This is a genomic window from Acidipropionibacterium jensenii DSM 20535, from assembly GCF_000425285.1.
GTDB lineage: Bacteria > Actinomycetota > Actinomycetes > Propionibacteriales > Propionibacteriaceae > Acidipropionibacterium > Acidipropionibacterium jensenii.
Window position 1 is genome coordinate 145,760 of sequence record NZ_AUDD01000002.1, and the last position, 26,853, is coordinate 172,612.

Annotated in this window: 27 protein-coding genes; 4 read left to right on the forward strand and 23 right to left on the reverse strand. The window is 71.6% G+C overall.

From position 1 onward, the window contains the following. Positions 1–154 precede the first annotated feature (154 nt). The 9 genes from H590_RS0101845 to H590_RS0101885 form a co-directional block, all read right to left on the reverse strand. Positions 155–1,924, reverse strand: a complete 1,770-nt coding sequence (locus H590_RS0101845; protein WP_232020910.1) for an alpha/beta hydrolase — start codon at positions 1,922–1,924, stop codon at positions 155–157. Continuing rightward, positions 1,921–2,751 carry a PSP1 domain-containing protein gene (locus H590_RS0101850; protein ID WP_036980535.1) on the reverse strand — a complete coding sequence of 277 codons (831 nt, stop codon included), beginning with the start codon at positions 2,749–2,751 and terminating at the stop codon, positions 1,921–1,923. Before H590_RS0101850 ends, H590_RS0101845 begins: the two co-directional genes overlap by 4 nt. Positions 2,752–2,782: 31 nt before the next feature. Continuing rightward, positions 2,783–3,592 carry a DoxX family protein gene (locus H590_RS0101855; protein WP_028702220.1) on the reverse strand — a complete coding sequence of 270 codons (810 nt, stop codon included), beginning with the start codon at positions 3,590–3,592 and terminating at the stop codon, positions 2,783–2,785. A gap of 241 nt (positions 3,593–3,833) precedes the next feature. Continuing rightward, positions 3,834–5,033 carry a DNA polymerase III subunit delta' gene (locus tag H590_RS0101860; protein ID WP_028702221.1) on the reverse strand — a complete coding sequence of 400 codons (1,200 nt, stop codon included), beginning with the start codon at positions 5,031–5,033 and terminating at the stop codon, positions 3,834–3,836. Continuing rightward, on the reverse strand, positions 5,030–5,725 hold the full coding sequence (gene tmk / locus H590_RS14315) for a dTMP kinase (RefSeq protein WP_051238080.1): 696 nt from the start codon (positions 5,723–5,725) through the stop codon (positions 5,030–5,032). The genes H590_RS0101860 and tmk overlap by 4 nt, the downstream gene beginning before the upstream one ends. Continuing rightward, on the reverse strand, positions 5,680–7,194 hold the full coding sequence (locus H590_RS0101870) for a hypothetical protein (protein WP_028702222.1): 1,515 nt from the start codon (positions 7,192–7,194) through the stop codon (positions 5,680–5,682). Before H590_RS0101870 ends, tmk begins: the two co-directional genes overlap by 46 nt. A 46-nt stretch (positions 7,195–7,240) precedes the next feature. Further along, entirely contained in the window at positions 7,241–10,153 is a 2,913-nt protein-coding gene (gene topA / locus H590_RS0101875; RefSeq protein ID WP_028702223.1) for a type I DNA topoisomerase, read from the reverse strand. A gap of 147 nt (positions 10,154–10,300) precedes the next feature. Further along, positions 10,301–10,594, reverse strand: a complete 294-nt coding sequence (locus H590_RS0101880; RefSeq protein WP_028702224.1) for a DUF2249 domain-containing protein — start codon at positions 10,592–10,594, stop codon at positions 10,301–10,303. A gap of 51 nt (positions 10,595–10,645) precedes the next feature. Continuing rightward, the gene (locus H590_RS0101885; protein ID WP_051238063.1) at positions 10,646–12,145 is read right to left on the reverse strand and encodes a DUF7059 domain-containing protein; all 1,500 of its coding nucleotides are present in this window, start codon (positions 12,143–12,145) and stop codon (positions 10,646–10,648) included. Between the two features lie 110 nt (positions 12,146–12,255). Between H590_RS0101885 and H590_RS0101890 the strand changes: the two genes are divergently transcribed. After that, positions 12,256–14,541 carry a DEAD/DEAH box helicase gene (locus tag H590_RS0101890; protein ID WP_036980541.1) on the forward strand — a complete coding sequence of 762 codons (2,286 nt, stop codon included), beginning with the start codon at positions 12,256–12,258 and terminating at the stop codon, positions 14,539–14,541. 16 nt (positions 14,542–14,557) lie between these two features. On the opposite strand, the gene H590_RS0101895 is transcribed toward H590_RS0101890, so the two are convergent. From H590_RS0101895 to ssd, 8 genes are all read right to left on the reverse strand, one after another. Beyond that, positions 14,558–15,733 carry an AAA family ATPase gene (locus H590_RS0101895; protein ID WP_028702227.1) on the reverse strand — a complete coding sequence of 392 codons (1,176 nt, stop codon included), beginning with the start codon at positions 15,731–15,733 and terminating at the stop codon, positions 14,558–14,560. A 102-nt stretch (positions 15,734–15,835) separates the two neighbouring features. Next, on the reverse strand, positions 15,836–16,243 hold the full coding sequence (locus H590_RS17605; protein WP_028702228.1) for an Rv3654c family TadE-like protein: 408 nt from the start codon (positions 16,241–16,243) through the stop codon (positions 15,836–15,838). Next, on the reverse strand, positions 16,240–16,560 hold the full coding sequence (locus H590_RS0101905; protein ID WP_028702229.1) for a TadE family type IV pilus minor pilin: 321 nt from the start codon (positions 16,558–16,560) through the stop codon (positions 16,240–16,242). Before H590_RS0101905 ends, H590_RS17605 begins: the two co-directional genes overlap by 4 nt. A 113-nt stretch (positions 16,561–16,673) precedes the next feature. Further along, positions 16,674–16,940, reverse strand: coding sequence for a DUF4244 domain-containing protein (locus tag H590_RS19010; protein ID WP_036980544.1), 267 nt, complete (start codon positions 16,938–16,940; stop codon positions 16,674–16,676). 337 nt (positions 16,941–17,277) lie between these two features. Beyond that, positions 17,278–18,066, reverse strand: coding sequence for a type II secretion system F family protein (locus H590_RS19015; protein WP_232020909.1), 789 nt, complete (start codon positions 18,064–18,066; stop codon positions 17,278–17,280). After that, positions 18,063–18,812, reverse strand: a complete 750-nt coding sequence (locus tag H590_RS19020) for a type II secretion system F family protein (protein WP_414973660.1) — start codon at positions 18,810–18,812, stop codon at positions 18,063–18,065. The genes H590_RS19015 and H590_RS19020 overlap by 4 nt, the downstream gene beginning before the upstream one ends. Before the next feature lie 44 nt (positions 18,813–18,856). After that, entirely contained in the window at positions 18,857–20,125 is a 1,269-nt protein-coding gene (locus H590_RS14325; RefSeq protein WP_084149196.1) for a TadA family conjugal transfer-associated ATPase, read from the reverse strand. After that, entirely contained in the window at positions 20,118–21,167 is a 1,050-nt protein-coding gene (gene ssd, locus H590_RS17765) for a septum site-determining protein Ssd (protein ID WP_414973659.1), read from the reverse strand. The genes H590_RS14325 and ssd overlap by 8 nt, the downstream gene beginning before the upstream one ends. Before the next feature lie 207 nt (positions 21,168–21,374). On the opposite strand from ssd, the gene H590_RS0101935 reads away from it, so the two are divergent. Together H590_RS0101935 and H590_RS14340 are read left to right on the forward strand one after the other, a co-directional pair. After that, the gene (locus H590_RS0101935) at positions 21,375–22,133 is read left to right on the forward strand and encodes a class I SAM-dependent methyltransferase (protein WP_028702233.1); all 759 of its coding nucleotides are present in this window, start codon (positions 21,375–21,377) and stop codon (positions 22,131–22,133) included. An 86-nt stretch (positions 22,134–22,219) separates the two neighbouring features. Continuing rightward, on the forward strand, positions 22,220–22,690 hold the full coding sequence (locus tag H590_RS14340) for a phage holin family protein (protein WP_051238083.1): 471 nt from the start codon (positions 22,220–22,222) through the stop codon (positions 22,688–22,690). Positions 22,691–22,708: 18 nt separating this feature from the next. On the opposite strand, the gene H590_RS0101945 is transcribed toward H590_RS14340, so the two are convergent. The 3 genes from H590_RS0101945 to nth form a co-directional block, all read right to left on the reverse strand. Then, positions 22,709–23,425 carry an NUDIX hydrolase gene (locus H590_RS0101945; RefSeq protein WP_084149197.1) on the reverse strand — a complete coding sequence of 239 codons (717 nt, stop codon included), beginning with the start codon at positions 23,423–23,425 and terminating at the stop codon, positions 22,709–22,711. Beyond that, a complete protein-coding gene (locus tag H590_RS14345; RefSeq protein ID WP_245569813.1) occupies positions 23,422–24,051 on the reverse strand; it encodes a TlpA family protein disulfide reductase in 630 nt (209 codons plus the stop codon). The genes H590_RS0101945 and H590_RS14345 overlap by 4 nt, the downstream gene beginning before the upstream one ends. A gap of 89 nt (positions 24,052–24,140) precedes the next feature. Continuing rightward, positions 24,141–24,794: an endonuclease III gene (nth, locus tag H590_RS0101955; protein WP_028702235.1), complete on the reverse strand. Its 654-nt coding sequence runs from the start codon at positions 24,792–24,794 to the stop codon at positions 24,141–24,143. Between the two features lie 260 nt (positions 24,795–25,054). Between nth and H590_RS0101960 the strand changes: the two genes are divergently transcribed. Beyond that, positions 25,055–25,759, forward strand: coding sequence for a Crp/Fnr family transcriptional regulator (locus H590_RS0101960; protein ID WP_028702236.1), 705 nt, complete (start codon positions 25,055–25,057; stop codon positions 25,757–25,759). 40 nt (positions 25,760–25,799) lie between these two features. Here the strand turns inward: H590_RS0101960 and H590_RS0101965 are convergent, their stop codons facing one another. From H590_RS0101965 to H590_RS0101975, 3 genes are all read right to left on the reverse strand, one after another. Further along, positions 25,800–26,255, reverse strand: coding sequence for a RidA family protein (locus H590_RS0101965; protein WP_028702237.1), 456 nt, complete (start codon positions 26,253–26,255; stop codon positions 25,800–25,802). Continuing rightward, positions 26,252–26,422 (reverse strand): Sp36 family protein, encoded by a 171-nt coding sequence (sp36, locus tag H590_RS18225; protein WP_097798256.1) that lies wholly within the window; start codon positions 26,420–26,422, stop codon positions 26,252–26,254. The genes H590_RS0101965 and sp36 overlap by 4 nt, the downstream gene beginning before the upstream one ends. Before the next feature lie 88 nt (positions 26,423–26,510). Further along, positions 26,511–26,819, reverse strand: coding sequence for a WhiB family transcriptional regulator (locus tag H590_RS0101975; RefSeq protein ID WP_097827195.1), 309 nt, complete (start codon positions 26,817–26,819; stop codon positions 26,511–26,513). Between the last annotated feature and the right edge of the window lie 34 nt (positions 26,820–26,853).

The following is a 26,853-nucleotide window of genomic DNA, read 5'->3' on the forward strand; positions in this document are numbered from 1 at the left end:
TGGTCGCCGGACCGGGGAGACCCGCCTCGGGCCTGAACATCGACCACGGTAGCGACGAACCCCAAAACCGGACTCCCGGCCGCCCGGAAGGCGTTCAGGACGCCGCGCCGGCACCGCTCAACAAGTCCAGCACCGCTCAACAGGCGGGCCCCGTTCAGCAGGTGAGTCCGTTGCGCGGCACCACGCCGCCGTTGAGATACCCCGTGACGGAGTTGCGCAGGCAGCTGTTGCCCAGCGACCAGGCCGAGTGCCCCGCCCCGCGCCAGGACACCAGGACCGCCGAGGACATCTGCTGGGCCATCCACTGGGCCTGCTGGTAGGGGGTTGCCGGATCCCCGGTGACCCCGAGGACCACGATCGGTGCGGCTCCCCTCGCGGAGATCCTCAACTGGGTAGCGGGTTTCGCGGTCCAGTAGGTGCAGACCAGGCCGACGCCGAAGGGTCGGCCCAGCAGAGGCGCCCGCTTCTGGTCGATCTCCCACTGGGCCCGGGCTCCGGCCAGGCCGGGATCGGCCGAGTCCTTGCACAGGATCGCCGGGAACGCGTAGGCCGAGTTGTCCCACTTGCCGGTCTCGACGTCTCGCCCGTTGAGCGAATCGGCGGCGGCCAGCAGGTATTTCCCCTGGCCCCGTTCCATCGCCCAGCCGAGGGCGCCGGCGAGGTACTTGTAGGAGTCGGCTCCCGAGTAGAGGTAGAAGGCGATCCCGGTGGCCGCCTGGTTCTGGGTGAGGGATCTGGACCCGACCGTCAGCGGCCGGGAGTCCAGCCCGGCCAGGAAGTTCTGGGTGCGCCTGACGACCTCATCGGCGGATCCTCCCAGGCCGCACTCCTTGTCGTTGCGGGCGCACCAGCCGGCGAATGCGTGGAAGGCCTTGTCGAATCCCATCACCTGGCTCACCGAGTCGTTGCTGGTGATGTTCACCGCCGAGTCGAGCACCATCCGTCCCACCCGTCGCGGGTACATCTCGGCGTAGGTGGCGCCGATGAAGGTGCCGTAGGAGATGCCCAGGTAGTTGAGCTTCGGGTCCCCGACCCGGGTGCGCAGGTAGTCCAGGTCGCGGGCCGTGTCGATCGTCGAGATGTGGTCCAGCAGCGCGCCGGAGGCGCGCCGGCACTGCTGGGCGAAGGCCTTGTTGCCGGCGATCACCGCGGACCACTGGGCCGAGGAGTCCGGTGAGGAGTCCAGGTCGAAGAAAGCGTCGGTCTGGGCGGCGGTGCCGCAGGCCACCGGGGTGGACTGTCCCGATCCGCGCGGATCCCAGGCGATGACGTCGTAGCCGGGGAAGGAGCCGGTCTCGAAGGAGGTGAGCATGTCCTGCCCGGAGACGCCGGGGCCGCCGGGGTTGATGAACATCGTGCCCTTGGCCGGCCGGTTCCCGGAGCGCTCGGTGGCCTGCTTGCGCTTCATCGTCAGGGTGATCGCCTGGCCGTCGGGGGAGTCCCAGTCCAGTGGCACCAGGACGGTGCCGCACTGGAAGGAGCCGCACGCGGTCCAGCTGATCTGCTGGTCGAGGTAGCGGCTCATCCCCGCACCCGCCGGGGCCGAGGAGAACCCCTTCGGCGTGGCGGAACCACTGCCCGACTGGCGGTCCGGGGAGGTGTAGCCGGTGAAGACGTCATGAGCGGCGGGATTGAAGGAGGCCACCGGCGGGTCGGCCACCGCACTGGCCGTCGCGCGCTTCCAGGACAGCTTGGGCAGGGAGTCCTCAGTGCCGGCAGAACCCGATCCGGAGCCCGACCCCGCAGCACCAGACCCGGAGGCAGACTGCGTCGGCTGCGAGGCGAGTCCGGAGGATGACCCCTCCCCGACCTGGCATCCCGACAGCAGGACGACGGCGGCGGTGAGACCGGTGCACAGCCCGGCCACTCGACGTCTCACACCTGGACGCCTCACACTTGGACGACTCATGATCTGTCCGGTCATGACCGATCCTCCCGGCTGCGCCGGCGCACCGCGGTGGTGCACACCGAGGCCAGCGGGCAGCTCACCGTCCGGCCCTCCACCGCGACCTGGACGGACTGGGAGGGGGCGTCGTGACCGACCACCCGGCCGGTTCCCGACGGGGTCTCGACGGTCTGGCCCACAGCAGGGGCGACGGCGTTGAAGTCGGTGTAGTAGGGGTGCTCGTAGCGCAGGCAGCACATCAGCTTGCCGCAGGCCCCGGTCACCGCCAGCGGGTTCGAGGAGAACCCCTGCTCGGCCGCCAGTCTCATCCCGATCGCCTCGGGTTCGTCCAGGAAGGTGGTGCAGCACAGGTCGCGCCCGCAGACCCCCACCCCTCCGGTGATCCGGGCCGGGTTGCGGCCGGTGACCTGACGCATGTCGACCCGGCACCGCAACCGGCCGGCGAGGTCGGGGACCAGGGCGCGGAAATCCACCCGGTGGGCACTGCGGTAGTAGATCGCCACCACCCGGGAGCCGGGTTCCGGCTCGACGATGTCGACGGCCAGCAGGTCCATCTCCAAGTGGTGCTCGGCCACCACCTCGCGCACCACCTCGAGGTCCTGCTCGCGCTGGACCCGGTTCTCCGCGGCCCGGCGCACCTGCTTGTGGTCGGCCAGCCCGGCGCACCGGGGAGCGACCGGGTCGACGTCGCGGACCTCCTCCGGTCCCCACACGCAGCGCGCCACCTCGTCGCCGTCGGGGGTTGGGTAGAGCACCCAGTCGCCGACCGTGACCTTGAGGGTTCCGACGTCGAGGTAGTGCAGCCTGCCGTTCTCCTGGAAGGCGACAGCGATGACCTGGGACATGGGGCGAGCCTAGAGCATCACCCCATGTGGTTCAGCGATTGGCCTTCTTGAGGGCGCGACGCCGACGCGGGCCGGCGTCGATCCCGAATCCACCGCTGCCGACGCAGAACAGCAGGAAGCCGCAGGCGGCCAACAGCAGGGCGGGCTCGCCGTCGATCCCGGAGGTGGCGAAGATGTTGAGGCCGTCCCAGTGGACGAAGACCAGGGCGAGCACCCCGATGGCCATCGCGCCCAGACCCGCGATCCGGGTCCACAGGCCCAGCAGGATCGCCAGCGCGGCCAGGCACTCGCCGATGCCCAGCACCCAGACCAGCTGGGTGGTGTACGGGAATCCGATCCGCTCGATCATCGCGTAGGTCTCGGGACGCTGGGTGAGGTGCTGGAAGCCGTGCACACCCAGGACCCCCGCGACCACCACGCGGAAGACGAACAGACCCAGGGAGGCGAAGGCGCGATCGGTGACCGGCCTGGGCACGTCGACGGGGGCCGGCTCCGGCTCGGCGGGGGGCGGGGTCACGGTGCCCAGGGCACGCTCCCGGGCGGCCCGCTCGAGGGCGGCGCGCTCCCGGGCCCTGCGCTCGGCGTCCTGACGGCGTCGCTCCTCGGCCTCACGGCGTTCCAGGTCCTCATCGGCGGCCAGCGGCTGATCGGAGATCACCCTGGTGCGCTCGGCGGAATCGTCGCCGGAATCCTCGGCGGAGTCGGGGACGAGGGGACCCTTCTGCCCGGTGCCGAGCACCTGCGTCTCGGTCACGTCCTCCGACGAGATGACGCGCGTGGTCTCGTTGTCAGCGTCGTCGGGGACGCTGCTCCCGGTCGTCCTCTTGACAGCCTTGCTCACGTCAGCTCCTCATGGCTCGAATCGGCCGTGTCCTGGTGATACGGCACGGCACGGTCTCACTGTCTCATTGTCACCGGCCACGGTAGTGGACCAACACGCCCGCCCGCTCCCTCGCCCGGCGTCAGCCCTCCAGTGCAGCACGGCGTCAGCCCTCCGGTGCAGCACCGCGTCAGCCCTCCGGTGCAGCACAGCGTCAGCCCTCCGGTGCAGCACAGCGTCGGCCCTCGAGTTCAGCACGGCGTCAGCCGGCGGGGGCGACCATGCTGGTGAGCAGGGCCTCCATCGCCAGCAGCGGGGCGACATTGGTCTCCAGAGCGGTCCGCGCCTCCAGGATCGCGTCGATCCGTCGGATCGTGTCATCGGGGGTCGACGAGCTCGCCACCTGGTGGAGCTGCCCGGTGATCGCCGAGTTGACCAGTCTGGTGCCGGTCAGCCGGTCCTCCTCGCCGCGGCGCACCGCCCCGGTCTGCAGGGCCAGGACGTCGCGGTGGAAGGTGGTGAGTTCGGTGAGCACCCGGTCCAGGGCGTCGCGCTGCATCCTCTTGACGCGCAGCTTCTGCTCGTCCTCCAGATCCTTGAGGGCCGCCGCGGCATGCCTGGGCCGGGCCCCGTGAGTGCCGAAGCCCAGCGCCCTCTCCAGCTCGGTGCGCTCCCGGGTGTCCTGCTCGGCGGTCGCGGCAGCCGCCTCCTCGCCGGCCTGGGTGACGAGCTCCTGGGCGGCCCGAAGGCAGTCGCCCAGACCGCGCAACCGGGTGGGCAGGGCCAGAATCTCGTCGCGACGTCGGCGGGCATTCTCGTCGAGGCCCAGACGCCGCGCCCTCCCGATGTGGCCCTGGGCGGCCCGGGCCACGGTGGCGGCCAGCTCCGGGGGCACCTTGTCGCGGGAGACCAGCAGCTGGGCGACGGCCTCGTCGCGGGGGGTCGCCAGGTGGAGCTGCCGGCAGCGCGAACGGATCGTGATGATGACGTCGTCGGGGGTCGGGGCGCACAGCATCCAGACGGTCAGCGGCGCCGGCTCCTCGATGGCCTTGAGCAGGGCGTCGGCGCCCCTCTCGGTGATCCGGTCGGCGTCCTCGACGACCACCACCTGGTAGCGGCCGGTCGAGGGGCTCATGGCCGCCCGGCGGACCAGGTCGCGCACCTCGTCGACCCCGATCGACAGGGTCTCGGTGCGCACCAGGGAGACATCGGGATGGGCTCCCGACAGCGCGGTGCGGCAGGCATTGCAGTGCCCGCAGCCGTTCTCGGGGCACTCCAGGGCGGCGGCGAAGGCGCGGGCGGCGTTCGACCGTCCCGAACCGGGAGGGCCGGTGAGCAGCCAGGCGTGACTCATCGCGTGTCCGCCCTGCTCGACGGCGCGGCGCAAGGTTGCCACCGCCGACTCCTGGCCGACCAGGTCGGACCACACCCCGGTCATCGCCTCCCCACTCGTCGTGCTCATGGGGCCACGATGCCATCGAGGTCCGACAGTTCCTCCGAGATGCCCAGCAGCGGTGCGAGCCGGTGCCGGATCGCCGCGGCGATCGACTCGCGGGAGTCGCGGGCCGCCAGCACCAGGTAGTGCTCGGGATCGGTGCCGGCGAGCCTCAGGAACTCGGCGCGGACGCGTCGGTGGAAGTCGAGGCTCTCGGCCTCCAGCCGGTCCTTGTCGACGATCTTGGCGGTCGTCTCGGCGGGGTCGGCGTCCAGCAGGATGGTGAGATCGGGGCGCAGCCCGTCGGTCGCCCAGCGGGCCAGCGAGGCGATCTCACCAGCCTCCAGCACCCTTCCGGCGCCCTGGTAGGCCAGCGTGGAGTCGACATACCGGTCGCAGATCACCATCTGGCCGCGGGACAGCGCCGGGCGCACCACCTCGTCCAGGTGCTGGGCCCGGTCGGCGTTGTAGAGCAGCGCCTCGGCCTTGGGACTGATCGCCCCGGAGGCCGGGTCGAGGAGCAGGCTGCGGATCCTGGCGCCGACCGCGGTGTCCCCCGGCTCGCGGGTGAGCAGATGGCTGACGCCGGCGCGGTCCAGCCAGCGGTCCAGACAGCGGGCCTGGGTGGTCTTGCCCACCGAGTCGCCGCCCTCCAGGACCACGAAGAGGCCGGTCACGGGGTGACCGCCTTGAGGAGCTTGGCGCGACGATGGGGCCAGTCGATGACGAACTGGCGCCGGGCCCTGGCGGTGCTCACCAGCCGGCGCTCCAGTCGGCGTCCCTCCTCGAAGGCCTGACCCGGGGTGAGCAGGGCGACCTCCTCGGGGGTGGGCCCCTCGTTGACCGACCCGGTTCCGGCCAGCACCCGGTGGAGCCTGCCGAGCCGGTGGGCGACCTTCGCGGCCCGCTTCGACTCCTTGAGGGTCGAGGCCAGCGCGGTGGTCACATCGGTGCAGCGGCGGGCGCGAGCCCAGCCGTGGTCGGAGTCGGCCTCCAACCGGTCGCACAGCCGCACCACCTGGGAGACGCCGCGCCGGACCATCGCGGTGAGCACCGGGCGGGCCGGGGTGGTGCCGTCGCAGGTGAGCTTCGGGGCGCGCACCGCCACCACCATCATGGTGAGCAGGGAGTAGTAGCTCTCGGGCATCCGGTGCACCGTGATCCGGTCGGTGTCGAGCTCGCGGACCTTGTCCAGCAGCAGGGTCGCCTCCTGCACCCAGCGCGGTTCCAGCAGCTCCGACAGGCCGTCGATCACGGTGCCGAGGGCGCCCAGCGCCTCCAGCAGGGAGTCGATCCTGCCGTGCCGGTCGTCGTGGATGCCCATCGTGGTGACCGTCACCGGGTCGGCCCCCAGGTCCAGCAGCTCGTCGGGGACCGGCCGGTCGGGCAGGACGCCGGGCTCCCGGGAGTGGGCGATGAGGTGGGCCGCGGTTCCCGAGTGCAACCCCATTCCGGTGCTGCGGGCCGTCAGGTCGGCCTCGATCACGGCCCGCAGGCAGTGCGCGAAGCGGTTGATGACGAACCCCTCGAGGGTGCCCGCCACATTCGGCGGCACCGCCCGCGGGAAGTCGGGAAGGGCTCCGATCCGCGGGCCGAGCCGCTCGAGGGTGGAGGGCAGCACGGTCACCTGGGTGCCCCCCAGGGCGATCACCCGGCTGGCCACCCAGTCGCGCAGCCGCGGGCTCATGTCGGCGGTCGGGGTGAGGGTGATCTCACGGGCCCGGCTGACGGTGACGCCCGAGCGGGTCACGGTGATCCGGTCGTCGCGGATCTCGGCCAGCGCGGCGCCTCCGGGGCCCACCAGGCTCATCTCCCGGCGATCGCAGCGCAGCGCCGCCGAGGGGGACAGCGGGGCGCCGCGAAGGAAGGGTTTGATGAGACATCGGAAGTCCAGCGGCAGTTCGCCGGCTCCGTCCAGGGTCACCGAGCAGTCCTGCGGGAGCCAGGGCCCCCAACCCGGGGAGTCCATGTACCACTCGCCGAGGGAGTCGACGACCCGGTGGGCGAGCACCACCCCGGAGCGCAGCAGTCGGTGATCGGTGGAGTCCAGCAGGGTGACGTCGCTGCGCAGGGACTTCGCGGGATTGCCGGAGGTCAGCTTCGCCACCCCCAGGTCCGGGTTGACGAGCAACGGGGGATCGGCCGCCCATGCCATCTCGAACAGCATGGGATCTCGCAGCGACGCCATCACTCCACCTCCTGGACGGTTGTGCCGAGCACTCTATGCGGTGGCGTCAGGCCGAGGCACCGGAGGCAGACGCCGGCTTGCCCGTCGCCTTCTTCGGAGTCGCCTTCTTCGGGGCGGCCTTCTTGGGAGCTGCCTTCTTGGCGGACGACGTCGCCGTGGAGGACGTGGCCGTCGACTTGGCGGCCGTCTTCCTGGTGGTGGACTTCTTGGCGGTGGTCTTCCTGGTGGTCTTGCGGGTGGTGCGCCGACGGGTGCTCGGCCCCTTCGCCCTCTTCTCGGCGATCAGCTCCTGGGCCCGCTCGGCGGTGATCTCCTCGACCGAGTCGTCCTTGCGCAGGGTGGCGTTGGTCTCGCCGTCGGTGACATAGGGGCCGAACCGGCCGTCCTTGACGACGATCGGCTTGCCGGAGGTCGGGTCCTCCCCCAGCTCCTTGAGGGGCGGCTTGGCCGCGGCCCGTCCGCGCTGCTTGGGCTGGGAGTAGATCTGCTCGGCCTGCTCGAGGGTGATCGAGAAGATCTGGTCCTCGCTGGTGAGGGACCGCGAGTCGGTGCCCTTCTTGAGGTAGGGGCCGTAGCGACCGTTCTGGGCGGTGATCTCGGTGCCCTCGGCGTCGGCACCGACCACCCTGGGCAGCGACAGCAGCTTGAGCGCGTCCTCCAGGGTGACCGTCGACAGGTCCATCGACCGGAACAGCGAGGCGGTGCGCGGCTTGACCTTCTTCGCCTTCAACCTGCCCTTCCCCTTGCCGGAGACGGTGGCGGGGGCGTCGGTGGCGGGCTCCTCCAGCACCTCGGTGACGTAGGGGCCGAAGCGGCCGTTGCGGGCCACGATCATGGTGTGGGTGTGGGGGTCCAGGCCGAGCTCGCGCTCCTCGCCGTTCGGGGAGGCCAGCAGCTCGCGGGCCTTGGCCACGGTGAGCTCGTCGGGGGGCAGCTCGTCGTCGACATTGGCACGGGTGCCCTCGGCGTCCTCCACATAGGTGCCGTACCGTCCGACCCGCACGACGATGCCGGAGTCCTCGGCGCCGACCGGGAAGGTGGACACCGCGCGGGCGTCGATGTCGCCGAGCTCGCTGACCAGTCGGTGCAGCCCCTCGTGGCCGTCGGCCGGCGCCGAGGAACCGGAGTCACCGGAGACGCCGGCCTCAGCAGAACTGTCAGAACCGGCGGGACCGTCGCCGTAGTAGAAGTTCGACAGCACCTCGACCCTCTTGGCATTGCCCTGGGCGATCTGGTCGAGGGTCTCCTCCATGTCGGCGGTGAACTGGTAGTCCACCAGGTTGGAGAAGTGACCCTCCAGCAGCCGGGTGACGGCGAAGGCCAGCCAGGTCGGGACCAGCGCCTGACCCTTCTTGAACACGTAGTCGCGGCTGGTGATGGTGCGGATGATCGAGGCGTAGGTGGAGGGTCGGCCGATCTCCAGCTCCTCGAGCTTGGCCACCAGGCTGGGCTCGGTGTAGCGGGCCGGGGGCCGGGTGTCGTGACCGGAGGCGAGCACCTCGGAGCAGCCCAGGGCCTGGTCGCGGTGCAGCTGGGGAAGCCGGGACTGGGCGTCGTCGGAGGACCCCTCGTCGACAGACTCGACATAGGCGCGCAGGAATCCGTGGAAGGTGATCGTGCGCCCCGAGGCGGTGAATCCCGCCCGGGTGACGTCGCCGCCGGGGATCGCCACCGGGGCGGCCGGCACGGCGTCGATGCCGACGCTGAGGGTCTCCCCCTTGGCGTCGGCCATCTGGGAGGCGATGGTGCGCATCCAGACCAGCTCGTAGAGCCGGAACCGGTCGCCGGTCAGTCCGGTCTGGGCCGGCACCCGGAAGTGGTCGCCGGCCGGCCGGATCGCCTCGTGGGCCTCCTGGGCGTTCTTGACCTTGGAGGCGTAGACGCGCGGCTTGTCGGGGACGTGGTCGCGGCCGTAGAGCTCGATGGCCTGGCTGCGGGCGGCCCCGATGGCCTCCTGGGACAGCGCCACCGAGTCGGTACGCATGTAGGTGATGTAGCCGCCCTCGTAGAGCTCCTGGGCCACCGACATGGTCCGTTGGGAGGTGAAGCCGAGCTTGCGGCCGGCCTCCTGCTGGAGGGTGGTGGTGCGGAAGGGGGCGTAGGGACGCCGGGTGTAGGGCTTGGCCTCCACCCGGGTGACGGTGAACGGGGAGCTCTCCAGGGCCGTTGCCAGGGCGGCGGCCGAGGGCTCGTCGAGACGCCGGACCTCGCCGCGGCCCTTGCCGACCAGCCGGCCGTCGGCGTCGAAGTCGCGGCCCTGGGCGATCCGGACCCCGTCCAGGGTGGCCAGCCGGGCGCTGAACTCCTCCCGGGAGTCGGTGACCAGGGTGGCGTCCAGATCCCAGTAGTTGGCGCTGGTGAAGGCGATCCGCTCGCGCTCGCGGTCGACCACCAGGCGGGTCGCCACCGACTGCACGCGGCCCGCCGACAGCCTCGGCATGACCTTCTTCCACAGCACCGGGGAGACCTCGTAGCCGTAGAGCCGGTCGAGGATCCGGCGGGTCTCCTGGGCGTCGACCAGGTCGGTGTCGAGTTCGCGGGTGTGGGCCACCGCGTCGGTGATGGCCTTCTCGGTGATCTCGTTGAAGACCATCCGCTTGACCGGGACCTTCGGCTTGAGGACGTCCAGCAGGTGCCAGGCGATGGCCTCCCCCTCGCGGTCGCCATCGGTGGCGAGCAGGAGTTCGTCGGAGTCCTTCAGCAGGCTCTTGAGCTCGCTGATCGTGGAGCGCTTGTCCGGGGAGACGACGTAGATCGGCTTGAAGTCGTGCTCGACGTCGACGCCGGTGCGGGCCCACGGCTGCCCCTTGTACTTGGCGGGCACCTGGGAGGCGCTGGTCGGCAGGTCGCGGACGTGGCCCTGACTGGCCCGCACCACATACTTCGGGCCCAGATAACCGGCGATCATCGTCGCCTTGTGCGGCGACTCGACAATCACAAGGGTCTTCGTGGGTGCCATCTCAACCTTCCGTAGGACGTCGCGCGTCCCGTCTCATGCTCTCCCCGGCGCTCCGGGGTGACGTTCGACATGTATACAACGCATTTGCGCGCTCACGGTAACAGTGTCATGTCGGACGCCACCCCGCAGTCGGGGGGCGGAAGGGGCTCAGGCGAGCCGTGCCAGCTTCACCTTCCAGGCGTCCGGACCCTCCTGGAGGTAGGAGACCGCCAGGCTGTCGCCGTTGATCTGCTGGAGCTGGTTGAGCAGCGGCAGCGGGTTGTGCGGGGCGACGATCACCATGGCCGACCCGGGGGCGACCTGGGAGAAGGCGCCGATCACCGATCCGTGCCGGATGGCGTGCGGAATGGTCCGCACGTCGAGCTCGGGCAGGCCGTCGTCCTGCTCGCCGCAGGAGCAGTGGTGGGTCTCGGTGATCGGAATATCGGTGTGGTCGGTCATGGCTCATTCCTTTATTGAGGATCAGATCGCCGAAATCATAACAGGGTCCGCTCAGGACCTCTCGAGGATCCCCTCGCGCAGCGCGGTGCGCACCGGGCCGAGGGTCTGGGCGGCGGCCGCCGACGGATCGACCGCCAGGATCCGGGCCACCGCCGAGATGATCGTGCCCAGTGCCATCTCCCCGTCGCAGGCTCCCAGCACCCCGCCGAGCAGGGTGTCGACCTCCATCGCCCGGCGCAGCCCGGACCGCTGCCGGTAGACGATGTGCTCGGGGTCGGCGGCACCGGGACGGCCGGTGGACTCGGCGACCACGTCCTCACGGACCTGCCAGTGGCCGGCCAGCAGGTCCTCGTCGTCGAGCAGGGAGTCGTCGACCCCCTCTCGTCGTGCCCCCACCGCCACGCCGACCGGCTGCTGGATCGCCCACGGCCACTCCTCGAAGGACAGGTCGGGGGTGTCGCGACCGGCAGCGGTGAGGGTCAGCCAGCCCATCGACACCCCGCTGATCCCCAGCTCGCCGAAGTAGTCGAGCCACTCCTGGTAGCGGGGGCGCCACTGCGCCGAGCCGTCCAGGCCGGCGTCGGTCAGCCAGGTCTCGATGTACTCGTGGACGTCCAGGTGCTCGCGTTCCACCGCCCACAGGTCGCAGCCGGCGCCGGCCACCCAGTCGGTCAGCCGGTCCTGCCAGGGCTGGTCGCCGATCTGCGCCCAGTTGGCCAGGATCTGGGCGGTGCCGCCGGGATTGAGCCGCCCGGGGGCGCCGCGCAGGACGGCCTCGACCAGCCCGTCCCCGGCGAATCCGGCCTCCCGGTAGACCAGCCGTTCGGCATCGGAGCGAGGCGGGCTCATGACATAGGGCGGATTGGAGACGATGAGATCGAATCGCTGGTCGACCGGGTCGTAGAGGGGTCCCTCGCGCAGCGCGACCGCAGAGCCGTCGGTGGTCTCCGCCCCGGACAGCGCCAGGGACAGCTCGGCCATCGCCAGGGCCCGCGGGTTGATGTCGGTGGCGACCACCCGGTCGGCGTGCCGGGCCAGGTGCAGGGACTGCACCCCGCACCCGCAACCCAGGTCCAGGGCCGACCCGACCGGTCTCCGCGACGTCATCTGGGCCAGCGAGGTCGACGCCGGGGAGACCCCCAGCACGTAGTCGGGGCGGGTCACGGTGACGACCTTGTCCAGTCCCGGGGCGAGATCGGAGACCACCCAGCCGGCGGCCCCGTCGTCGGGCGAGTCGTAGGGCCGGATGTCGATCGCGGCCCGGGCCCAGTCGTCCTCGACCGCCACGATGCCGGCTGTCACCAGGTCGTCCAGGGGCAGTGCGGACAGCTGGGTGACGGGGACCGGGCAGCGCAGCAGCCACAGCCGCACGGTCGCGGCGAGGGGGTCGTCGCGACTGCCCAGGGAGGTCTGGGCGGCCACCGTGGTGTTGCGGCCCAGACCGCGCTGGCCCACCTCCCCGATGGCCTCCAGGATGGCGTCGGTGCGGTAGTCGATCCGCTCGAGACTGTCCCTGAGGCGGTTGACGGCGTCGGTGTCCAGCAGAGTCATGGCCCCCAGTGTGCCAACGACCGCGGGGATCCGGGTGCCGGGTGACCGTCGGGACGGGGTGACTGTCGGGGCGGGGTGGCAGTCTTGGCCGCGTGGCAGTTCCGGGGTGGATGAGCGGTGCGGAGGTGGTGCACATCGACCACCGCGACGCGATGGCCGGGCGCACCACCCGGTGGCCCCAGTGGCTGCCCGCCGACGTCGTCTCCTCGATCGAGGCGAGCGGGATCCCCCGGCCGTGGCTCCATCAGTGCGCCCTGGCCGAGCTGGCCTTCAGCGGCCACCACTGCGCGATCTGCACCTCGACGGCCTCCGGCAAGACGCTGGCCTACCTGCTGCCGGTGATGGCGGCCACCGCCTCGGTGTCCCCCGTTCAGGGGACACCCGCTCTCGACGGCGTCCCCTGGGGCGGCGCGCCCGGGGCGCCGCTGCGCGAGCCGCTGGTGACCCGGCGCCGTCGCACCGCCCTGTACCTGGCGCCGACCAAGGCCCTGGCCCACGACCAGTGGCGGGTGTGCCGCGAGATCGGGCCCGACGGCTGGCCGGTGGCCACCCTGGACGGGGACTCCGACCAGGCCGAGCGGCGGTTCGCCCGCGACGAGGCCGGCTACGTCCTCACCAATCCCGACATGCTGCACCGCTCGGTGCTGCCGAATCACTCCCGCTGGAGGGCTCTGCTGGGCGGGCTGAGCTATGTCGTGGTCGACGAGGCCCACCGCTACCGCGGCGTGTTCGGGGCCCACGTCGCCCAGGTGCTGCGCAGGCTGCGTCGGCTGTGCCGGATGTACGGCGCCGATCCGGTCTTCATCCTGTCCAGCGCCACCGCCACCAATGCGGCCGAGGCCGGCCGGCGTCTCGTCGGCGTCCCCGCGATGGAGGTGGTGGACGCCGACTCCTCGCCTCATCCGGCCCGCGATGTCGTGCTGTGGCAGCCGGCCGACTCCACCACCGTCGACGCGGCGCGACTGGTGGCCGCGCTGGCCGACGACCGGCGTCAGACGATCTGCTTCGTCGCCTCCCGGGCACTGGCGGAGGTGATCGCGGTCAACGCCCAGGACCGGGTGACCAGCGGCGCGGTCATCGCCTCCTACCGTTCCGGGTATCTGCCCCAGGACCGGCGCAGGATCGAGGCGGGTCTTCAGGACGGCTCGATCCGGGCGGTGGTGGCCACCAATGCGCTGGAGCTGGGGGTCGACGTCTCCGGGATGGACGCCGTGGTCATCGTGGGCTACCCGGGACGTCTCTCGGTGCTGTGGCAGCAGGCCGGTCGTGCCGGTCGGGCCGGCCATGACGCCCTGGTCGTGGTGCTGGCCAGGGAGGACCCGTTGGACCAGTACCTCTTCAGCCATCCCGATCTGATCTTCTCTCGGTCGGTCGAGACCACCGTCCTGCACCCGGACAATCCCTATGTGATGGGACCGCACCTGGCCGCGGCGGCCCAGGAGGGGTGCCTGACGCCGGCCGATGAGCAGATCTACGGGACGGCGCTGCGTCCGGTGGCCGATCTCCTGGTGTCCCAGAAGGTGCTGCGCAGGCGGGGGCAGCGGCTGTTCTGGACGCGTCCCGACAGGGCCGTGGACGCCATCGATCTGAGGTCGATGGGGGGACCGGGGATCGACGTCATCGACCGGACCACCGGCCGGGTGATCGGGGTGGTCGACGAGCGGGCCGGGGACCGGACGGTCCACCCGGGGGCCGTCTATCTCCTCCAGGGGGAGCAGTGGCTGGTCGACGAGTACCTGCCCGAGGAGCACCAGGCGCTGGTGCACCGGGACCTGCCCGGCTACTGGACCCAGCCCCAGTCGGCCTCCACCGTGCACATCGTCGACGAGGTTGAGCGCCGGGGGTTCGGCCCCGGATACGTGGCGACCGGGGATGTCGAACTCACCGAACAGGTGATCGGCTACCTTCGCCGCGACGAGATCAGCAACGAGGTGTGGGACTCCACCGCCCTCGAGATGCCCGTCCACACGATGGTCACCCAGGCCTGCTGGTTCGTGGTCCCCGACCCGGTGGTGGACCGGTTGGGGCTCAGCGCCGTGGCCCTGGCCGGGGCGGCCCACGGCACCGAGCACACCGCGATCGGGATCCTGCCGGCCTTCGCCCCCTGCGACCGGTGGGACATCGGCGGGGTGTCCACCGCGCTGCTGGCCGACACCGGGGCGTGCACCATCGTCATCCACGACGGCCAGGCCGGCGGCGCCGGGTTCGCCCGGTCCGGCTACGAGCAGGCCGAGCGGTGGTGGCACGCCACCTCCCGGCGGCTCCTCGAGTGCCCCTGCGAGTCCGGGTGCCCGTCCTGCGTGGTCTCGCCGAAGTGCGGAAACGCGAATCAGATGCTGGACAAGGGGTCGGCCCGTCTGCTGGCCTCCGCGATGGACCCGCTGGGCGGCCAGTGACGGGCCCGGAGCCCGCTCACCAGCGTTTTCGGGTCCCCCAGCTCCAGAGGGTGTGGCCGAGCATGCCGCGCCCCTCCAGCAGGGTCTCGCCGGTGTCGCGGACCAGTTCGTGGTGGACCGCGCCGTCCCCGACGGCCTCGACCAGGGTGTGGTCGTGGGAGACCAGTACCACCTGGCAGCGTTGGGCGCACTGCTCCACCAGTGCCGCCAGGGCGGGGATGACGGCGCTGTGCAGGCTGGTCTCGGGTTCGTTGAGGACCAGCAGGGCCGGCGGTCGGGGCGACAGCAGGGCGGCGGCCAGCATGATGAACCGCAGCATGCCGTCGGACAGTTCGGCGGCGCTGAGCGGGCGCAGCAGCCCCCGTTGGGTCACCGCCAGGTGCAGGTATCCGTCGGCCCCCTCCCCGACCTGGACCTCGGCCCCGTCCAGTGCCTCGGCGACGGCCCGGCAGAAGGGTCCGGCCCAGGCCGACTCGAGGATCGTCTGGACCGCTGCCGGCAGGTCGGCGCCGTCGTCGGCGAGCACCTCGGTGCGGGTCGCCACGCAGGGGGTGCGGGCGGGAGAGGCCGGGTCGGTCCGCAGGCCGTCGTAGAACCGCCAGGCCGACATCACCCGGCGCAGCCCGACCAGTTCCGGGGTGGCGGTGCGGTCGGCGAGTTCGTCGATGATGGACTCGCGCGGGCTCATCGGCGTCTCGAGGCTCTGCCACGATCTCCCCTCCCGGACGCGGACCCGCGACCAGCGACGGTCGACGAGGGTGCCGGCCGGCCTCAGCACGGGTGGCACGAAGACCTCCTCCCGCTTGATCTCGGGATCCCGGATGAACATCGTCGAGTTCGGGTCGGCCTGGGGCAGGCCGACATCGACCAGGTACCCGAGGTCCTCGGTGAGGACGCCGAGCATCAGGCTCACCGGCGCGGTGCGCGATCCGGTGCCCTGGATCTCGACCTCTCCGCGGCGCATCGCCGATGTGATCCTCTCCGGGCCCGCCCACAGCACCTGGGAGAGCCCTCCCTCGGCGGCCAGGGAGCCGATCAGCCGGCCGTGGGCGATCCCGGCGAGCAGCCGAAGGGACCGGTAGAGGTTCGTCTTGCCGGCGCCATTGGCCCCGGTGACGATGGTGATCGGACCCAGCGGCAGCACCAGGTCGCGGATGCTGCGATAACCGTGCACGGCGATGAGACTGAGCATGGCTCGACCCTAGGGAGGCTGACCGACAGTTTCCCGGAGTCTGCTCGCAGCCGGCTCAGAACTGTCTGAGAGCTGCCTCGACCCTGGCCCGCGCACCGGACGTCACCGCGGTGGCTGTGGCTCCGACTGGGTCTGCGTCGGGCCGGCCCTGGCCGTCCGGGCCACCGAGCTGGGGGCGCCCGCCACTGTCAGTCTCGGCCTGGCCTCCACCGCCACCCTGACCTGCACCACGAAGTCGACCGCCGTGGCATCGAGCGAGCACTCGACGCTGATGGCCCCGTTCGCCGTCGCGGTGGCGCGGGCCACCGCACAGCCATCGCCTCCTCCTGTCTGCGCCCGAGCGCCGGCCAGTGCCGCCAGGTCGGCGAGGTCGGCGGCCCGGTGGGCGCTGGTCGTCCAGCCGACCAGGCAGAGCATCATCCAGGTCACCGCGACGAGCACCACTCCCATCGCCGCGACCAGGACGGTGCCCGATCCCCGCTCGTGCCTCGCGTCCATCCGAGCGGTCATCTCTGAACTCCCGGTTCGTAGGGGGTGGTGACCCGTCCGACCAGCGTCACCGGGCCGACGGAGCCCAGCGATCTCCTCACGGTGACGGTGATCGTCACCCAGCCCTCGGAGTCTCGGGTCGCGACGGTGGCTCCCTGTGGCACCCGGTCCCGGGCCCGTTGGGCCGCGGCGGAGTCCCCTCGCGCCAGTTGCCGGGCGATCTCGGCGGCACTGGAGCGACAGGTGTTGTAGGTCCCGACCAGCCCGACGGTCCAGGCGGCCAGACTCAGCAGCACCGCAGCGGCCAGGATCGAGACGGCCAGCTCCGCGGTGACCATGCCGCGGTGGCGGGTCCCCCTGCCGCGGCATCTGGTGGTCGCGCACCGGTTCTCCCACCCGTCGGGACGGGGACTGCTCCCCGTCCCGACGGGACGCGCTGGGCTGTGACCGGTCACTTGATCTGGGCACCGACCTTGCCGAGCAGGTCGAGGACGATCCTCAGCAGGCCGCTGAAGAACGGCTGGCCCGTGACGATCTTGAGCAGCACCAGCGCGATGGCGACGGCGGCCAGGATGCCGACCGCGTACTCGGCGGTGGCCATCCCCCGCTGGAGGGTGCGTCCGGTGCGGTCGGCGGCCCGGGTGAGTCGACCTCGTCGGCCCCGCCGGGAGTGATCCAGGGGGTGCTCGCCGTTGATGATGGTGAGTCCGGTGTCCATCGTGGTTCCTTTCGTCTGGTTCGGAGTGTCCGAACCGGTGTGGATGACTTCCACTGCCACTTATTGCGGTCGAACCGTCGATCTGACGCTCGGCACCCACATCTGTGGATACGAATCCAGGGCCCCTGAACCCTGTGGACAACTCCGCTGATCCCGGACTCATCCCCGAGTCCGGCGCCGTGCCGGTCCCGTCGCGGACAACACCGTCGACCGAGCCCGGACGGCCGAGCCCTGACCACTGAGCCCTGGCGCTGCGCTCACCTCTCGGGGAGCGCGCGGACCAGCGACGGAGTGCCGATCCGGCACACCGTCGCTGTCTCTCTGGCGGGACCAGTCCTCACAGCACCTTGAACAGGGTGCCGGCGATGATCGGAACCACGCCGAGCAGGATGAAGGCCGGAAGATGGCAGCAGACCAGCGGCACGATGGCGTTGACCCCGACCTTCCGGGCCCGCTTCTCCGCCGCCTCGGCCGCCGCGGTGCGCATCTCCTGGGCGTGGGCCACCAGCAGGGATGCGACCCCCTCTCCCGAGGTGACGGCTCGCGCCACGTCGCGCCCGACCTCCGCCCATCCGGGGGTGGCCGCCAGCGTCCGCCACGCCTGGTCGTCGGGCACCCCCGCCGAGATCCGCGAGTGCAGCCCGCGCAGGTCCTGGGTGCACGGGTCGTCGCCGAACTCGATGACTCTCTCGACCGCGGTGCGAAGGGGCGCTCCGACCTCCAGGGAGCCGGCCAGCAGCATGAGGACGTCCGGCATCATCACGGTCCGGGCCTGTCTCTCCCGTCTGGCCGCGGTGGACTCCAGACGGCCGGCCGCCAGGCTCACCAGGGCCCCGGCGAGCGCACCGACAAGCAGCGATGACCAGCCGGTCCGGGGAACCGCGAGGGTGGCGGCCAGACCCGCCGAGACGCCGAGCAGCACCCGGGTTCGCACCGGTGCGGCCCCGGGCACGGCTCGGGCCCACGGCGGCAGCGGCGGCATCGTGACCGGGTGGATCCGGGAGACCGGGGAGGGCGGTACGACCAGCAGGCCGACCACTGCCGCCAGGACCGCCGCGAGCACCGCTGCGAACCCCCGGTCGGTGAGCACGGTCGCGTCCAGCCCGGGGATGATCAGCCCGTTCATGGCAGCATCTCCCGGTGGACCCGGTTGGCCAACGCCTCGCTCCACAGCACCCCGCCGCACGACAGCGCCACGGCCGCCAGCACGCAGAGCGGACCCGCAGAGCTGGAGGTGAGGAAGGCCACCGGTTCGGCGCCGACCATCTGCGCCATTCCCAGGCCGGCCAGCGGGAGCAGTCCCATCAGCCTGCCGCTGGCCCGCGGTCCGGCCAGTTCGGAGTCCAGGGTGGCCTCCAGCCGGGTGCGCCGGCTCATCGCCTCGGCCACCGCCGTGGTGGCCCCGGCCAGCGGCGCTCCGGTGAGATCGGCCATCCGCCAGGCCCGTGCCAGCCCGGCCAGGGACTCCTGACCGGGGGTGCGCGCGGCTCTCAGCAGCGCCTCCGGAACATCGGCCCCCACCTCCTGGGCGCGTCGGGCCGGGGCCAGCACCTCCAGCTCGTCGGCGATCGAGGCCAGTGCCAGGGACGGCACCTCACCGATCGACAGCCGACCGGCCAGTGCGCGGGCCGCCTCGGTGACCTGTCGGGAGCGCCGTTGGCGCCGGCTGCGGTCCAGCTGGTCGTGCGCCAGCTTCCACACCGTCGCGGCAATCATCGCCACCGAGGCCGCCCAGATGACACCGGCCCGCCCCCACACCAGGACGACGCCCACCACCGCGAGCAGCAGTCCACCCACCAGGTACCGGCCCGGACCCCGACCCGCCGCCCGCCGATCGGTCACGATCACCCGTCGCCTGGGTCCCAGGAACAGCCAGACGCCGGCGAAGGCGAGCGCGGCGGCCAGCCACGGCCCGGTCACGGCGACCTCCAAGAGCCGGGAAGGACACCGTCCACCAGGTCCTGGCCGACCAGGTCGGCGAGCCGGTCGACCCCCGATCCGGGGCGGCCGCACCCGGCGTCGTCCCAGCAGACCGCCGTCTCGACCCTCACGCCGTCCTCACCCCGGGTGAACACCCCGATCTGGCTGACCCGACGTCCGGAGGGACCGCGGGTGAGGTGAATCACCAGGGACAGCGCGGCATGGATCTGCGCCTGGGCGGCGTCTCGCGGCAGGCCTCCCAGGGCGGCGAGCGCCTCCAGCCGGGCGGGCACCTCCTCGACGCCGTTGGCGTGGACAGTGCCGCAGCCGCCCTCGTGACCGGTGTTGAGGGCCATCAGCATGTCGCGCAGTTCGGCGCCGCGCACCTCTCCCAGCACCACCCGGTCCGGGCGCATCCGCAGCGACTGACGAACCAGATCGGTGAGGGTGATTTCGCCACGGCCCTCCGCATTGGCGACCCGCGCCTCCAGGCCGATCCAGTGCGGATGGTCCAGCGCCAGCTCGCGGGAGTCCTCGACCACCAGCAGCCGCTCCCCGCCCGGCAGGGCGGACAGCATCGAGGACAGCAGGGTCGTCTTGCCGGTACCGGTTCCCCCGGTCACCAGAAAGGCCAGACGCCGCGACAGGATCTCCCTCAGCACCTCCAGGCAGCCGGGGGCCAGACCACCGCCGTCGCGCCAGTCGGTCAGGCTCAGTCTCCTTCTGGAGGGGACCCGCAGGCTGATGCAGGTGCCGGGTTCGGCGAGCACATCGAGCACCGCGTGCACCCGCGTGCCGTCGGCCAGCCGGGCGTCCACCCACGGGCTGCCGTCGTCCAGGCGCCGTCCGACCCGGGCCGCCAGACGTACGGCCAGGGCGCGGACCTCCGCCGCGCCGGTGAACCCGACCTCCACCTTCTCCAGTCCGACGCCGCGGTCGATGTAGACCTCCTCAGGGCCGTTGACCAGGACGTCGGTGACCCCCTCGATCGCCAGCAGCGGCTCCAACCGGCCCGCCCCGGTGCTGGTGCGGCGCAACTCCTCGACGGTCGCCAGGACCAGGGAGTCGGAGGCCACCTGCCCCAGCCCGACCAGCGCCTCGGCGACGTCGATCGGCGTCCAGGGGTGTCCCAGGGCAGCCACCCTGGACCTCACCTGTTCGACCACCTCGGGGACCGCCGGCTCCGGCACCGCCGAGCCCCTCCCGGGCGCCTGCCACCATCCGCGCCGGGGCCGCTCCTCTGCGAACACCCCCGGCTCAGCCATGACGCACCGCCATCACCAGGTCGCGACAGCTGCGCCGCCACCGCCTCCCGGCCAGCACCCAGGGGGCCTCCCCCTCGATCTGGGCCCGGGGCAGCCGCCGGTCGTGCGGCACCGAGAAGGCCGGCTCGCCTCCCAGCAGGGCGCCGATGTCGGCGGTGCTCATCCCCCGACCGGGACCGCGCCTCACCACCGTGTCATCGGGTGAGATCCTCCTGGCCCGGCCGGCCATCACCGAGCGAAGATCGGCGCCGACCACCTCGAGTCGGGTGTCGATTCCCAGACCGGTGAGGTGCGACTCGTCGAGGCGGCCCCGGTCGATCACCACCAGATCGTGTTCCGCGGCCAGCGACTGCACCACCGCGGCCCGCGCCACCTGTGGCACGCCCACCGACTCACGACCCACCGACACCACGGCGACCCCGTCGACGACCGGCAGGTGGGGGGTCAGGTCGGAGACCGAACCGCGCGCCGAGGCCAGCTCCGGCCACCTCCAACCGGCCTCCCGCTCGGCCCCGAGCAGCAGGTCGGCGCCGCCGCCCCCGGGATCCAGCTCCACCAGGGCCGCGCGCAACCCCTGGCCCGCCGCCTCCCGTGCCAGGCCGGCCGCCAGGGTGCTGGCGCCCAGCCCCCCGCTGGTCTGGTCGATGAGCAGGACGACGCCGGTTCCCGCCTCCCGCAAACCCTCCCGCAGCAGCTCGACCAGGACCGCGGTGCCGGTGGGCACCACGATGACGCTGGCCCCCAGCACCGCCGACCAGCGCGCCGTCTCGGCGGCGTCGTCCCCGATCAGGTGGACGTCGCCGCCGCGCCGTGGCAGCTGCCACGCCACCACCGCCGATGCCCGGTCCCGGCCGATGAGCACCGGCCCCTCGACCCCCCACACCGCCATCGCCCCGCCTCGGTCGGCAACCGCATCGATCCCGACGCCGACACTGGCGGCGACCGAACCGACGAGCTCGATGAGTGCCTGGTCGGCGCTGATGAGCGGGACCGTCACGCGGGCCCGCCTGCCGTGCCCGGAGCTCCGGTCTGCGCCGGGCACCTCTTCCGCCGGCGCGTTCTGGGCCCGGGTGTTCTGGTTCTGCGAGCCGGGGCTCGCTGCTCGACGTCTCGTCACACTGAACGTGTAGCGGCCGGACCCTCGATCTGCCGCTGCCGAGACGATCTGTGGAGAACTCTCCAGGCACCCGGCCGTCCGCCGCGCAGCTGTGGACAACCCGGCTCGCGCAGCCCTCCTAGAATGTCGCCCATGCGATCCTCCTCCGCCCCCGAGTTCCCCCCGCGGGCTCTCGACTGGCTCAGCGGCGGACGCACCGGGCCGGGCGACCGCGTCCTCACCCTGGACTGCACGCCCTCCTTCTGCCGGATGCTGGCCAGGCGAGGTGTCGAACTGTTCGCGGTGCACCGCGACCCGGGAGTCGCCGCCGTCTGCCACCAGATCCCCGGCGCCACCGGGATCTGCGCCGTCGCCGAGTCCCTCCCCCTCGACCCGTGCTCCTTCGACACCGTGCTGGTGCACCAGTCCTTCCACCGGCTGGCCCCCGGACTGGTCCTCTCCGAGATCGCCCGGGTCCTGCGACCGAGCCACTGCATCGGCGTCTCCTGGATGACCCGCGACGACTCGGTGCCGTGGGTGCGTCGGCTCACCGCCCTGCTGCACACCGTCGATCCCTCGGCGATGAGCGGCGACTACGGCACCAGCACGGTCGAGGCCCTGCTGGCCAGCAAGTACTTCCCCACCTCCGAGCACAGTCGCCACCGCGTCTGGGTGCCCGTTCCCCGGCAGGGGCTGGTGGCGATGGCACAGGCCCTGCCGGCCGTGCAGCGACTGGACGAGGACGCCCGCAACGCCCTGCTCGAGGAGGTCGAACAGCTCCACCAGGACTCCGCCGGACCGGGCGGCCTGCTGCTGCCCTACCAGCTGGAGTGCTGGCGGGCCTGGGTGAGTCATGACGAGTTGACCGCCTCGATCGAGGTGGACGACGCCGGCCTGCGGATTCGTCTCTGAGCACGCCATTCCCGGGCCGCCGTGGGCAGCCGGGAGCGCGGTGGAATAGGGTGATCCTCGACTACACCGCTGATTCGGAGGAATCCATGGCAGACATGAGCCAGCTCGGCGACATCATCGCCACTCTCAAGAGCGACGGCCAGTCGCTGGTCAAGGACAACATCGCGTTGGCGAAGGCCGAGATCAAGCCTGCGGCGATTCACGCGGGTGTCGGGGGCGGCCTGTTCGGCGGTGCCGGGTACCTGGCCATCAATGCCGCCACCCTGTTCTTCCTGGCGGGCGGGTTCGCCCTGAGCCTGTGGGCGGAGCACCTGTGGGACTGGAGCCTGCTGCTCAGCCTGGTGGTCGGCTTCGGCGTGCTGGGCGTGATCCTGCTGGTCCTGGCGGGAATCCTCGCCCTGGTCGGCAAGTGGCAGGTCGGCAAGGTGGAGGCTCCCAAGGCGACGGTGGCCGAGGCGAAGCAGACGGTGCTCTCCCTGAAGTCCTCCTTCCAGCACGGCATGCGCAAGGCCGGCGTCTCCGCCAAGCAGGGTCAGTCCGACAAGCAGATCGGCTGACCGGCACCCCCCGACCGCTCAGGAGTTCAGGCCCCGGCCGAGATAGTCGGCCGGGATGTCGACCAGACGTCGGGGGTCCCAGGCCCGCGCCCACCCCCCGCGCTCGAGAATTTCATCGAGCAGCTGGGCGGTGAATCCCCAGACGAAGAGGTCGGGAAGCACGAAGGCCGGGCCGCGGAAACCGCTGGGATGGCGGGCGCGCACCCGGTTCTGCGGGTCTGCCAGCTCGGTCATCGGCACCCGCCTGATCCCCGCCACCTCACCGGGATCGACGATCCCCAGCGGCGCCGAACCGTCCCAGCTGGCCACCACGGTGGTGACGTCGCTGGAGCTCACCGCGACCAGGGTGGCCGGCAGCGCTCCGATCACCCGGACCGCCGAGGCGGGCACCCCGACCTCCTCATGGGCCTCCCGCAGGGCGGTCGCCACCAGGTCGGCGTCCTGCGGTTCGGCCCGCCCGCCCGGCAGCGAGACCTGCCCGGCGTGATGGTGCAGGTGGGGATTGCGCCGGGTGAGCACGATGTCGGGCCGGTCGGTGTCCGATATCAGGGCGAGCACCGCCGAGCGCCGGATCTGCCCACCGGGAACCGGCGACCTCCTGACCAGCACATCGGCGCCTCCGGCAGCCCCGCCGGTGGCGTTGCGGGCAGAACCCGCCGTCTGCACCGCACGGGCCAGACGGTCCAGATGGGAACCGGGGCGCAGCACCCCGACGGCCTGCTCGGGAATCGTCATGATGCCTCCAGATCGGTTCGGATCGCGGCGCGCAGGGCCTCGGCCGAGGTCCACGCGCCGTCCACCCGTGAGACGACGGTGCCGTCGCCGGCCACCAGGAGGGTGACCGGCAGCCCGGTCACTCCCCACGCCCGGCGGGTCAGGGCGTCGGGATCCTCGAGTTGTGGGTACCTCCATCCTGCCGCCCCGGCGAAGGAGATGCCGTCGGGGCTGGACCGGTCCCCGTAGTCGATGCCAAGGAATCCGACCCCGGGGGTCTGTCGGCTGACTGTCCTGAGCATCGGCGCCTCGGCCCGGCAGGGGCGGCACCAGCTGGCCCACAGGTTGATGACGTGGGGCCGTCCGGCCAGGGCGGCGCGAACCGAGATCTTTCGGTCCCCGCCGATGCAGGACAGCACGACGTCTGGCAGTTTCTCCCCGACGACGGCCCTCCCGAGGGCCTCGACGGATGACGTCGCATCTCCCCCGCCCCCGGCCGGGCAGTCCGGAATACCGGCCGCCGCCCGGGCCGAGGAGGCGGTGGATGAGGAGTCGGTCCTCGAGGACGGGACGGTCGTCGAGGAGTGGGTCGGGGCACCCGACGACGCTCCTTGCAGGGAGCAGCCGGCGAGCGGGACGAGGACCATCACGGCAGCGACCAGCCAGGCGGTCGCGCGGCCTGTCGACCGGTTGCCGGGCCGGGCAGACCGACAGCTGGGCCGACGGCTGGGCGGCGTCATCGCCTGGGCTCCCTCACCAGTCGGGCGGCCTCCTGGGGATCGGTGGGGCCCTCCCCGAAGGAGGGGCACAGGGCGGCGACCGGGCAGACGCCGCAGGCCGGACGCCGGGCGTGACAGCGGCGTCGGCCGTGCCAGATGACCACATGGCAGAGCCTCACCCAGTCCTTCGGGTCGAAGAGCTCACCGATCTCGGCCTCGATCCGGTCGGGTGTGGTGGCCGAGGTCCAGCCCATCCTGCGGGTGACCCGGATGACATGGGTGTCAGGGGTGATTCCCGGTATTCCGAAGGCATTGCCGAGGACCACATTGGCGGTCTTGCGACCCACCCCGCGCAGCGTCACGAGGTCCTCGATCCGCGCGGGCACGACGCCGTCGAAACGGTCGACCAGCTCCTCCGACAGCCCGATCACCGCGGCGGCCTTGGTGTGGTAGAACCCGAGCGGCCTGATGACCTGCTCCACCTCGGCGCTGTCGGCCCCGGCCAGCGACTGCGGGTCGGGCCAGCGACCGAACAGGACGGGGGTCACCCCGTTGACCCTGCGATCGGTGGTCTGGGCCGACAGCACGGTGGCCACCAGCAGCTGGAAGGGGCCCTCGTGGTCGAGTTCGCAGTGGGCGTCCGGGTAGCAGGCGGCCAGCTTCGCGTACATCGCCCGGGCTCGTCGACGTCGCGTGGCCAGAGAGGTACCCGGGGTTCGGACGGCTGTCACCTCGGCAAGCCTAGTTCCTCCTGCCGGCAGAGCTGTCCGGGAGGCAGCAGCACGCCGACACCGGTTCTGCCCCACCATCCTTCGAGCACCGTGTGAGCAATGCCACAATGGGACCCACCGGCGCCACTCGCCGGGATGGCCGGCAGACGTCCACAACGACCGTGGACGACGCCGCACTCAACGAATCGGAGGGGATCGGCATGACGACGAATGTGGTGGCGACGGCGGCGGGCCAGCCGTTCTTCGCCGCTCTGGATGAGGAATCGATCTCCCACATCCTGGACATCTCCGAGGTGATCGTCTGTCATCGTGGTGCAGTCCTGTTCGAGGCCGGCGATCCCGCCCGCGATCTCTTCCTGGTGGTCTCGGGGAAGGTGAAACTGACCCGCCCCAATCCCGGCGCACGCACTCCCCACCGCGAGTCCCTGCTGTGGCTGATGGGGCCGGGGGACATGTTCGGGGAACTCTCCCTGGTCGACGGGGGCACCCGCTCGACCACGGCGACCACTCTCACCCACGCCAGCCTGCTGCGAGTGCCCGGATCCGACCTGCATGATCTGGTCGAGTCCAAGCACGACGTCGCGCTGGCTCTGCTGGGCAGGCTCTCCGAGCGCCTGCGCCGCTCGGACAACACCACCGCCCACTTCGTGGTGGGCGGTGTCCCGAGTCGGCTGGCCTACATCCTGCTCGATCTGGCAGACCGCTTCGGCCGCACCGATCCGGCCACCGGGAACCTGGTGATCCACCACGACCTCACCCAGCAGGAGCTGGCCCAGGCCGTCGGGTCCTCCCGGGAGACGGTGAGCAAGGCGCTCACCGACTTCGCCCAGCGGGGCTGGATCACCTCCCGGCCCAGGACCGTCGTCGTGGTCGACCGGGAGGGACTGCGCGCGATCGCCGACTGAGCCGGATCAGGCCCGCCCCTCGATCAGACCAGCCGCGTGATCAGACCTGTACCGTCAGCTCGACCTCGACCGGCGAGGCCAACGGCAGGGAGACGACGCCGACCGCGCTGCGGGCATGTCGGCCGGCCTCCCCGAAGATCTGTCCGAGCAGTTCGGAGGCGCCGTTGGCGACCGCCGCCTGGCCGGTGAAGTCCGGTGCGCTGGAGACGAAGACGACAACCTTGACGACTGCTCGGATGGCGTCGATCCCGCCGGCCTCGGCGGCTGCCGCCGCCACCGCGTTGAGGGCGGCGATCCGGGCCTGTCCGGCCGCCGTCTCCACATCGACCTCGGCCCCGACATGGCCGGTCACCTGGAGATGACCCTCGACGAAGGGAAGCTGCCCGGCCGTGACGATCTGCTGGCCGCAGCGGGCGGCAGGCACGTAGTCGGCGACCGGTACGGCCACCGCGGGGAGCGCGAGTCCGAGCTCGGCGAGCCTCTGGGTGACGCTCATCCCTGCTCCGCAGCGGGCAGCGGACGCTTGAAGTAGCCGACCAGCGACTCGGGATTGGGGCCGGGTACCACCTGGACCAGTTCCCACCCGTCGGCGCCGAAGTTGTTGAGAATCTGCTGGGACATGTGCGTGAGGATCGGTGCGGTGAAGTATTCCCATCGGGTCATGACCCTCAGCGTAGAGGATCGCCACGCCGATTCCCGGCCCTCAGTGCCCGCCCTCGGACAGGGCGGCATCACCGGACGGGACTCGGGACTACTGGACGCGACCAGCCGCGCCCCCGGCGGTGCGGCACTTGGTCGATTCGGCGCCGAGCACCGCTCGCCAGTTGCTCACATCGGGACGCTCCCGCAGCAGTCTGCGGCGCTCCCGTTCGGTCATACCGCCCCAGACTCCCCACTCGATCCTGTTGTCGAGGGCCTCTGCGAGGCATCTTGCGCGCACGCGACAGTCAGCGCAGATCCGTCGGGCGATGCGTTGCTCTTTCCCCTCGGGGAACAGAGCATCCTCCATGCCGCGACAATTTGCGAGAAGAGTCCATTCCTCAGCCTCGTTGCCGGTCACAAGTGACAACGTACGCCGCGGGACTGCCACTTGA

Excerpts from the sequence above, each read along its gene's own strand:
- H590_RS0101845 (WP_232020910.1), bottom strand. The coding sequence starts at position 1,924 with ATGACCGGACAGATCATGAGTCGTCCAAGTGTGAGGCGTCCAGGTGTG.
- H590_RS0101850 (WP_036980535.1), bottom strand. The coding sequence starts at position 2,751 with ATGTCCCAGGTCATCGCTGTCGCCTTCCAGGAGAACGGCAGGCTGCAC.
- H590_RS0101860 (WP_028702221.1), bottom strand. The coding sequence starts at position 5,033 with ATGAGCACGACGAGTGGGGAGGCGATGACCGGGGTGTGGTCCGACCTG.
- H590_RS0101870 (WP_028702222.1), bottom strand. The coding sequence starts at position 7,194 with ATGGCGTCGCTGCGAGATCCCATGCTGTTCGAGATGGCATGGGCGGCC.
- topA (WP_028702223.1), bottom strand. The coding sequence starts at position 10,153 with ATGGCACCCACGAAGACCCTTGTGATTGTCGAGTCGCCGCACAAGGCG.
- H590_RS0101880 (WP_028702224.1), bottom strand. The coding sequence starts at position 10,594 with ATGACCGACCACACCGATATTCCGATCACCGAGACCCACCACTGCTCC.
- H590_RS0101885 (WP_051238063.1), bottom strand. The coding sequence starts at position 12,145 with ATGACTCTGCTGGACACCGACGCCGTCAACCGCCTCAGGGACAGTCTC.
- H590_RS0101890 (WP_036980541.1), top strand. The coding sequence starts at position 12,256 with ATGAGCGGTGCGGAGGTGGTGCACATCGACCACCGCGACGCGATGGCC.
- H590_RS0101895 (WP_028702227.1), bottom strand. The coding sequence starts at position 15,733 with ATGCTCAGTCTCATCGCCGTGCACGGTTATCGCAGCATCCGCGACCTG.
- H590_RS17605 (WP_028702228.1), bottom strand. The coding sequence starts at position 16,243 with ATGACCGCTCGGATGGACGCGAGGCACGAGCGGGGATCGGGCACCGTC.
- H590_RS0101905 (WP_028702229.1), bottom strand. The coding sequence starts at position 16,560 with ATGGTCACCGCGGAGCTGGCCGTCTCGATCCTGGCCGCTGCGGTGCTG.
- H590_RS19010 (WP_036980544.1), bottom strand. The coding sequence starts at position 16,940 with ATGGACACCGGACTCACCATCATCAACGGCGAGCACCCCCTGGATCAC.
- H590_RS19015 (WP_232020909.1), bottom strand. The coding sequence starts at position 18,066 with ATGAACGGGCTGATCATCCCCGGGCTGGACGCGACCGTGCTCACCGAC.
- H590_RS14325 (WP_084149196.1), bottom strand. The coding sequence starts at position 20,125 with ATGGCTGAGCCGGGGGTGTTCGCAGAGGAGCGGCCCCGGCGCGGATGG.
- H590_RS0101935 (WP_028702233.1), top strand. The coding sequence starts at position 21,375 with ATGCGATCCTCCTCCGCCCCCGAGTTCCCCCCGCGGGCTCTCGACTGG.
- H590_RS14340 (WP_051238083.1), top strand. The coding sequence starts at position 22,220 with ATGGCAGACATGAGCCAGCTCGGCGACATCATCGCCACTCTCAAGAGC.
- H590_RS0101945 (WP_084149197.1), bottom strand. The coding sequence starts at position 23,425 with ATGACGATTCCCGAGCAGGCCGTCGGGGTGCTGCGCCCCGGTTCCCAT.
- H590_RS14345 (WP_245569813.1), bottom strand. The coding sequence starts at position 24,051 with ATGGTCCTCGTCCCGCTCGCCGGCTGCTCCCTGCAAGGAGCGTCGTCG.
- nth (WP_028702235.1), bottom strand. The coding sequence starts at position 24,794 with ATGTACGCGAAGCTGGCCGCCTGCTACCCGGACGCCCACTGCGAACTC.
- H590_RS0101960 (WP_028702236.1), top strand. The coding sequence starts at position 25,055 with ATGACGACGAATGTGGTGGCGACGGCGGCGGGCCAGCCGTTCTTCGCC.
- H590_RS0101965 (WP_028702237.1), bottom strand. The coding sequence starts at position 26,255 with ATGAGCGTCACCCAGAGGCTCGCCGAGCTCGGACTCGCGCTCCCCGCG.
- sp36 (WP_097798256.1), bottom strand. The coding sequence starts at position 26,422 with ATGACCCGATGGGAATACTTCACCGCACCGATCCTCACGCACATGTCC.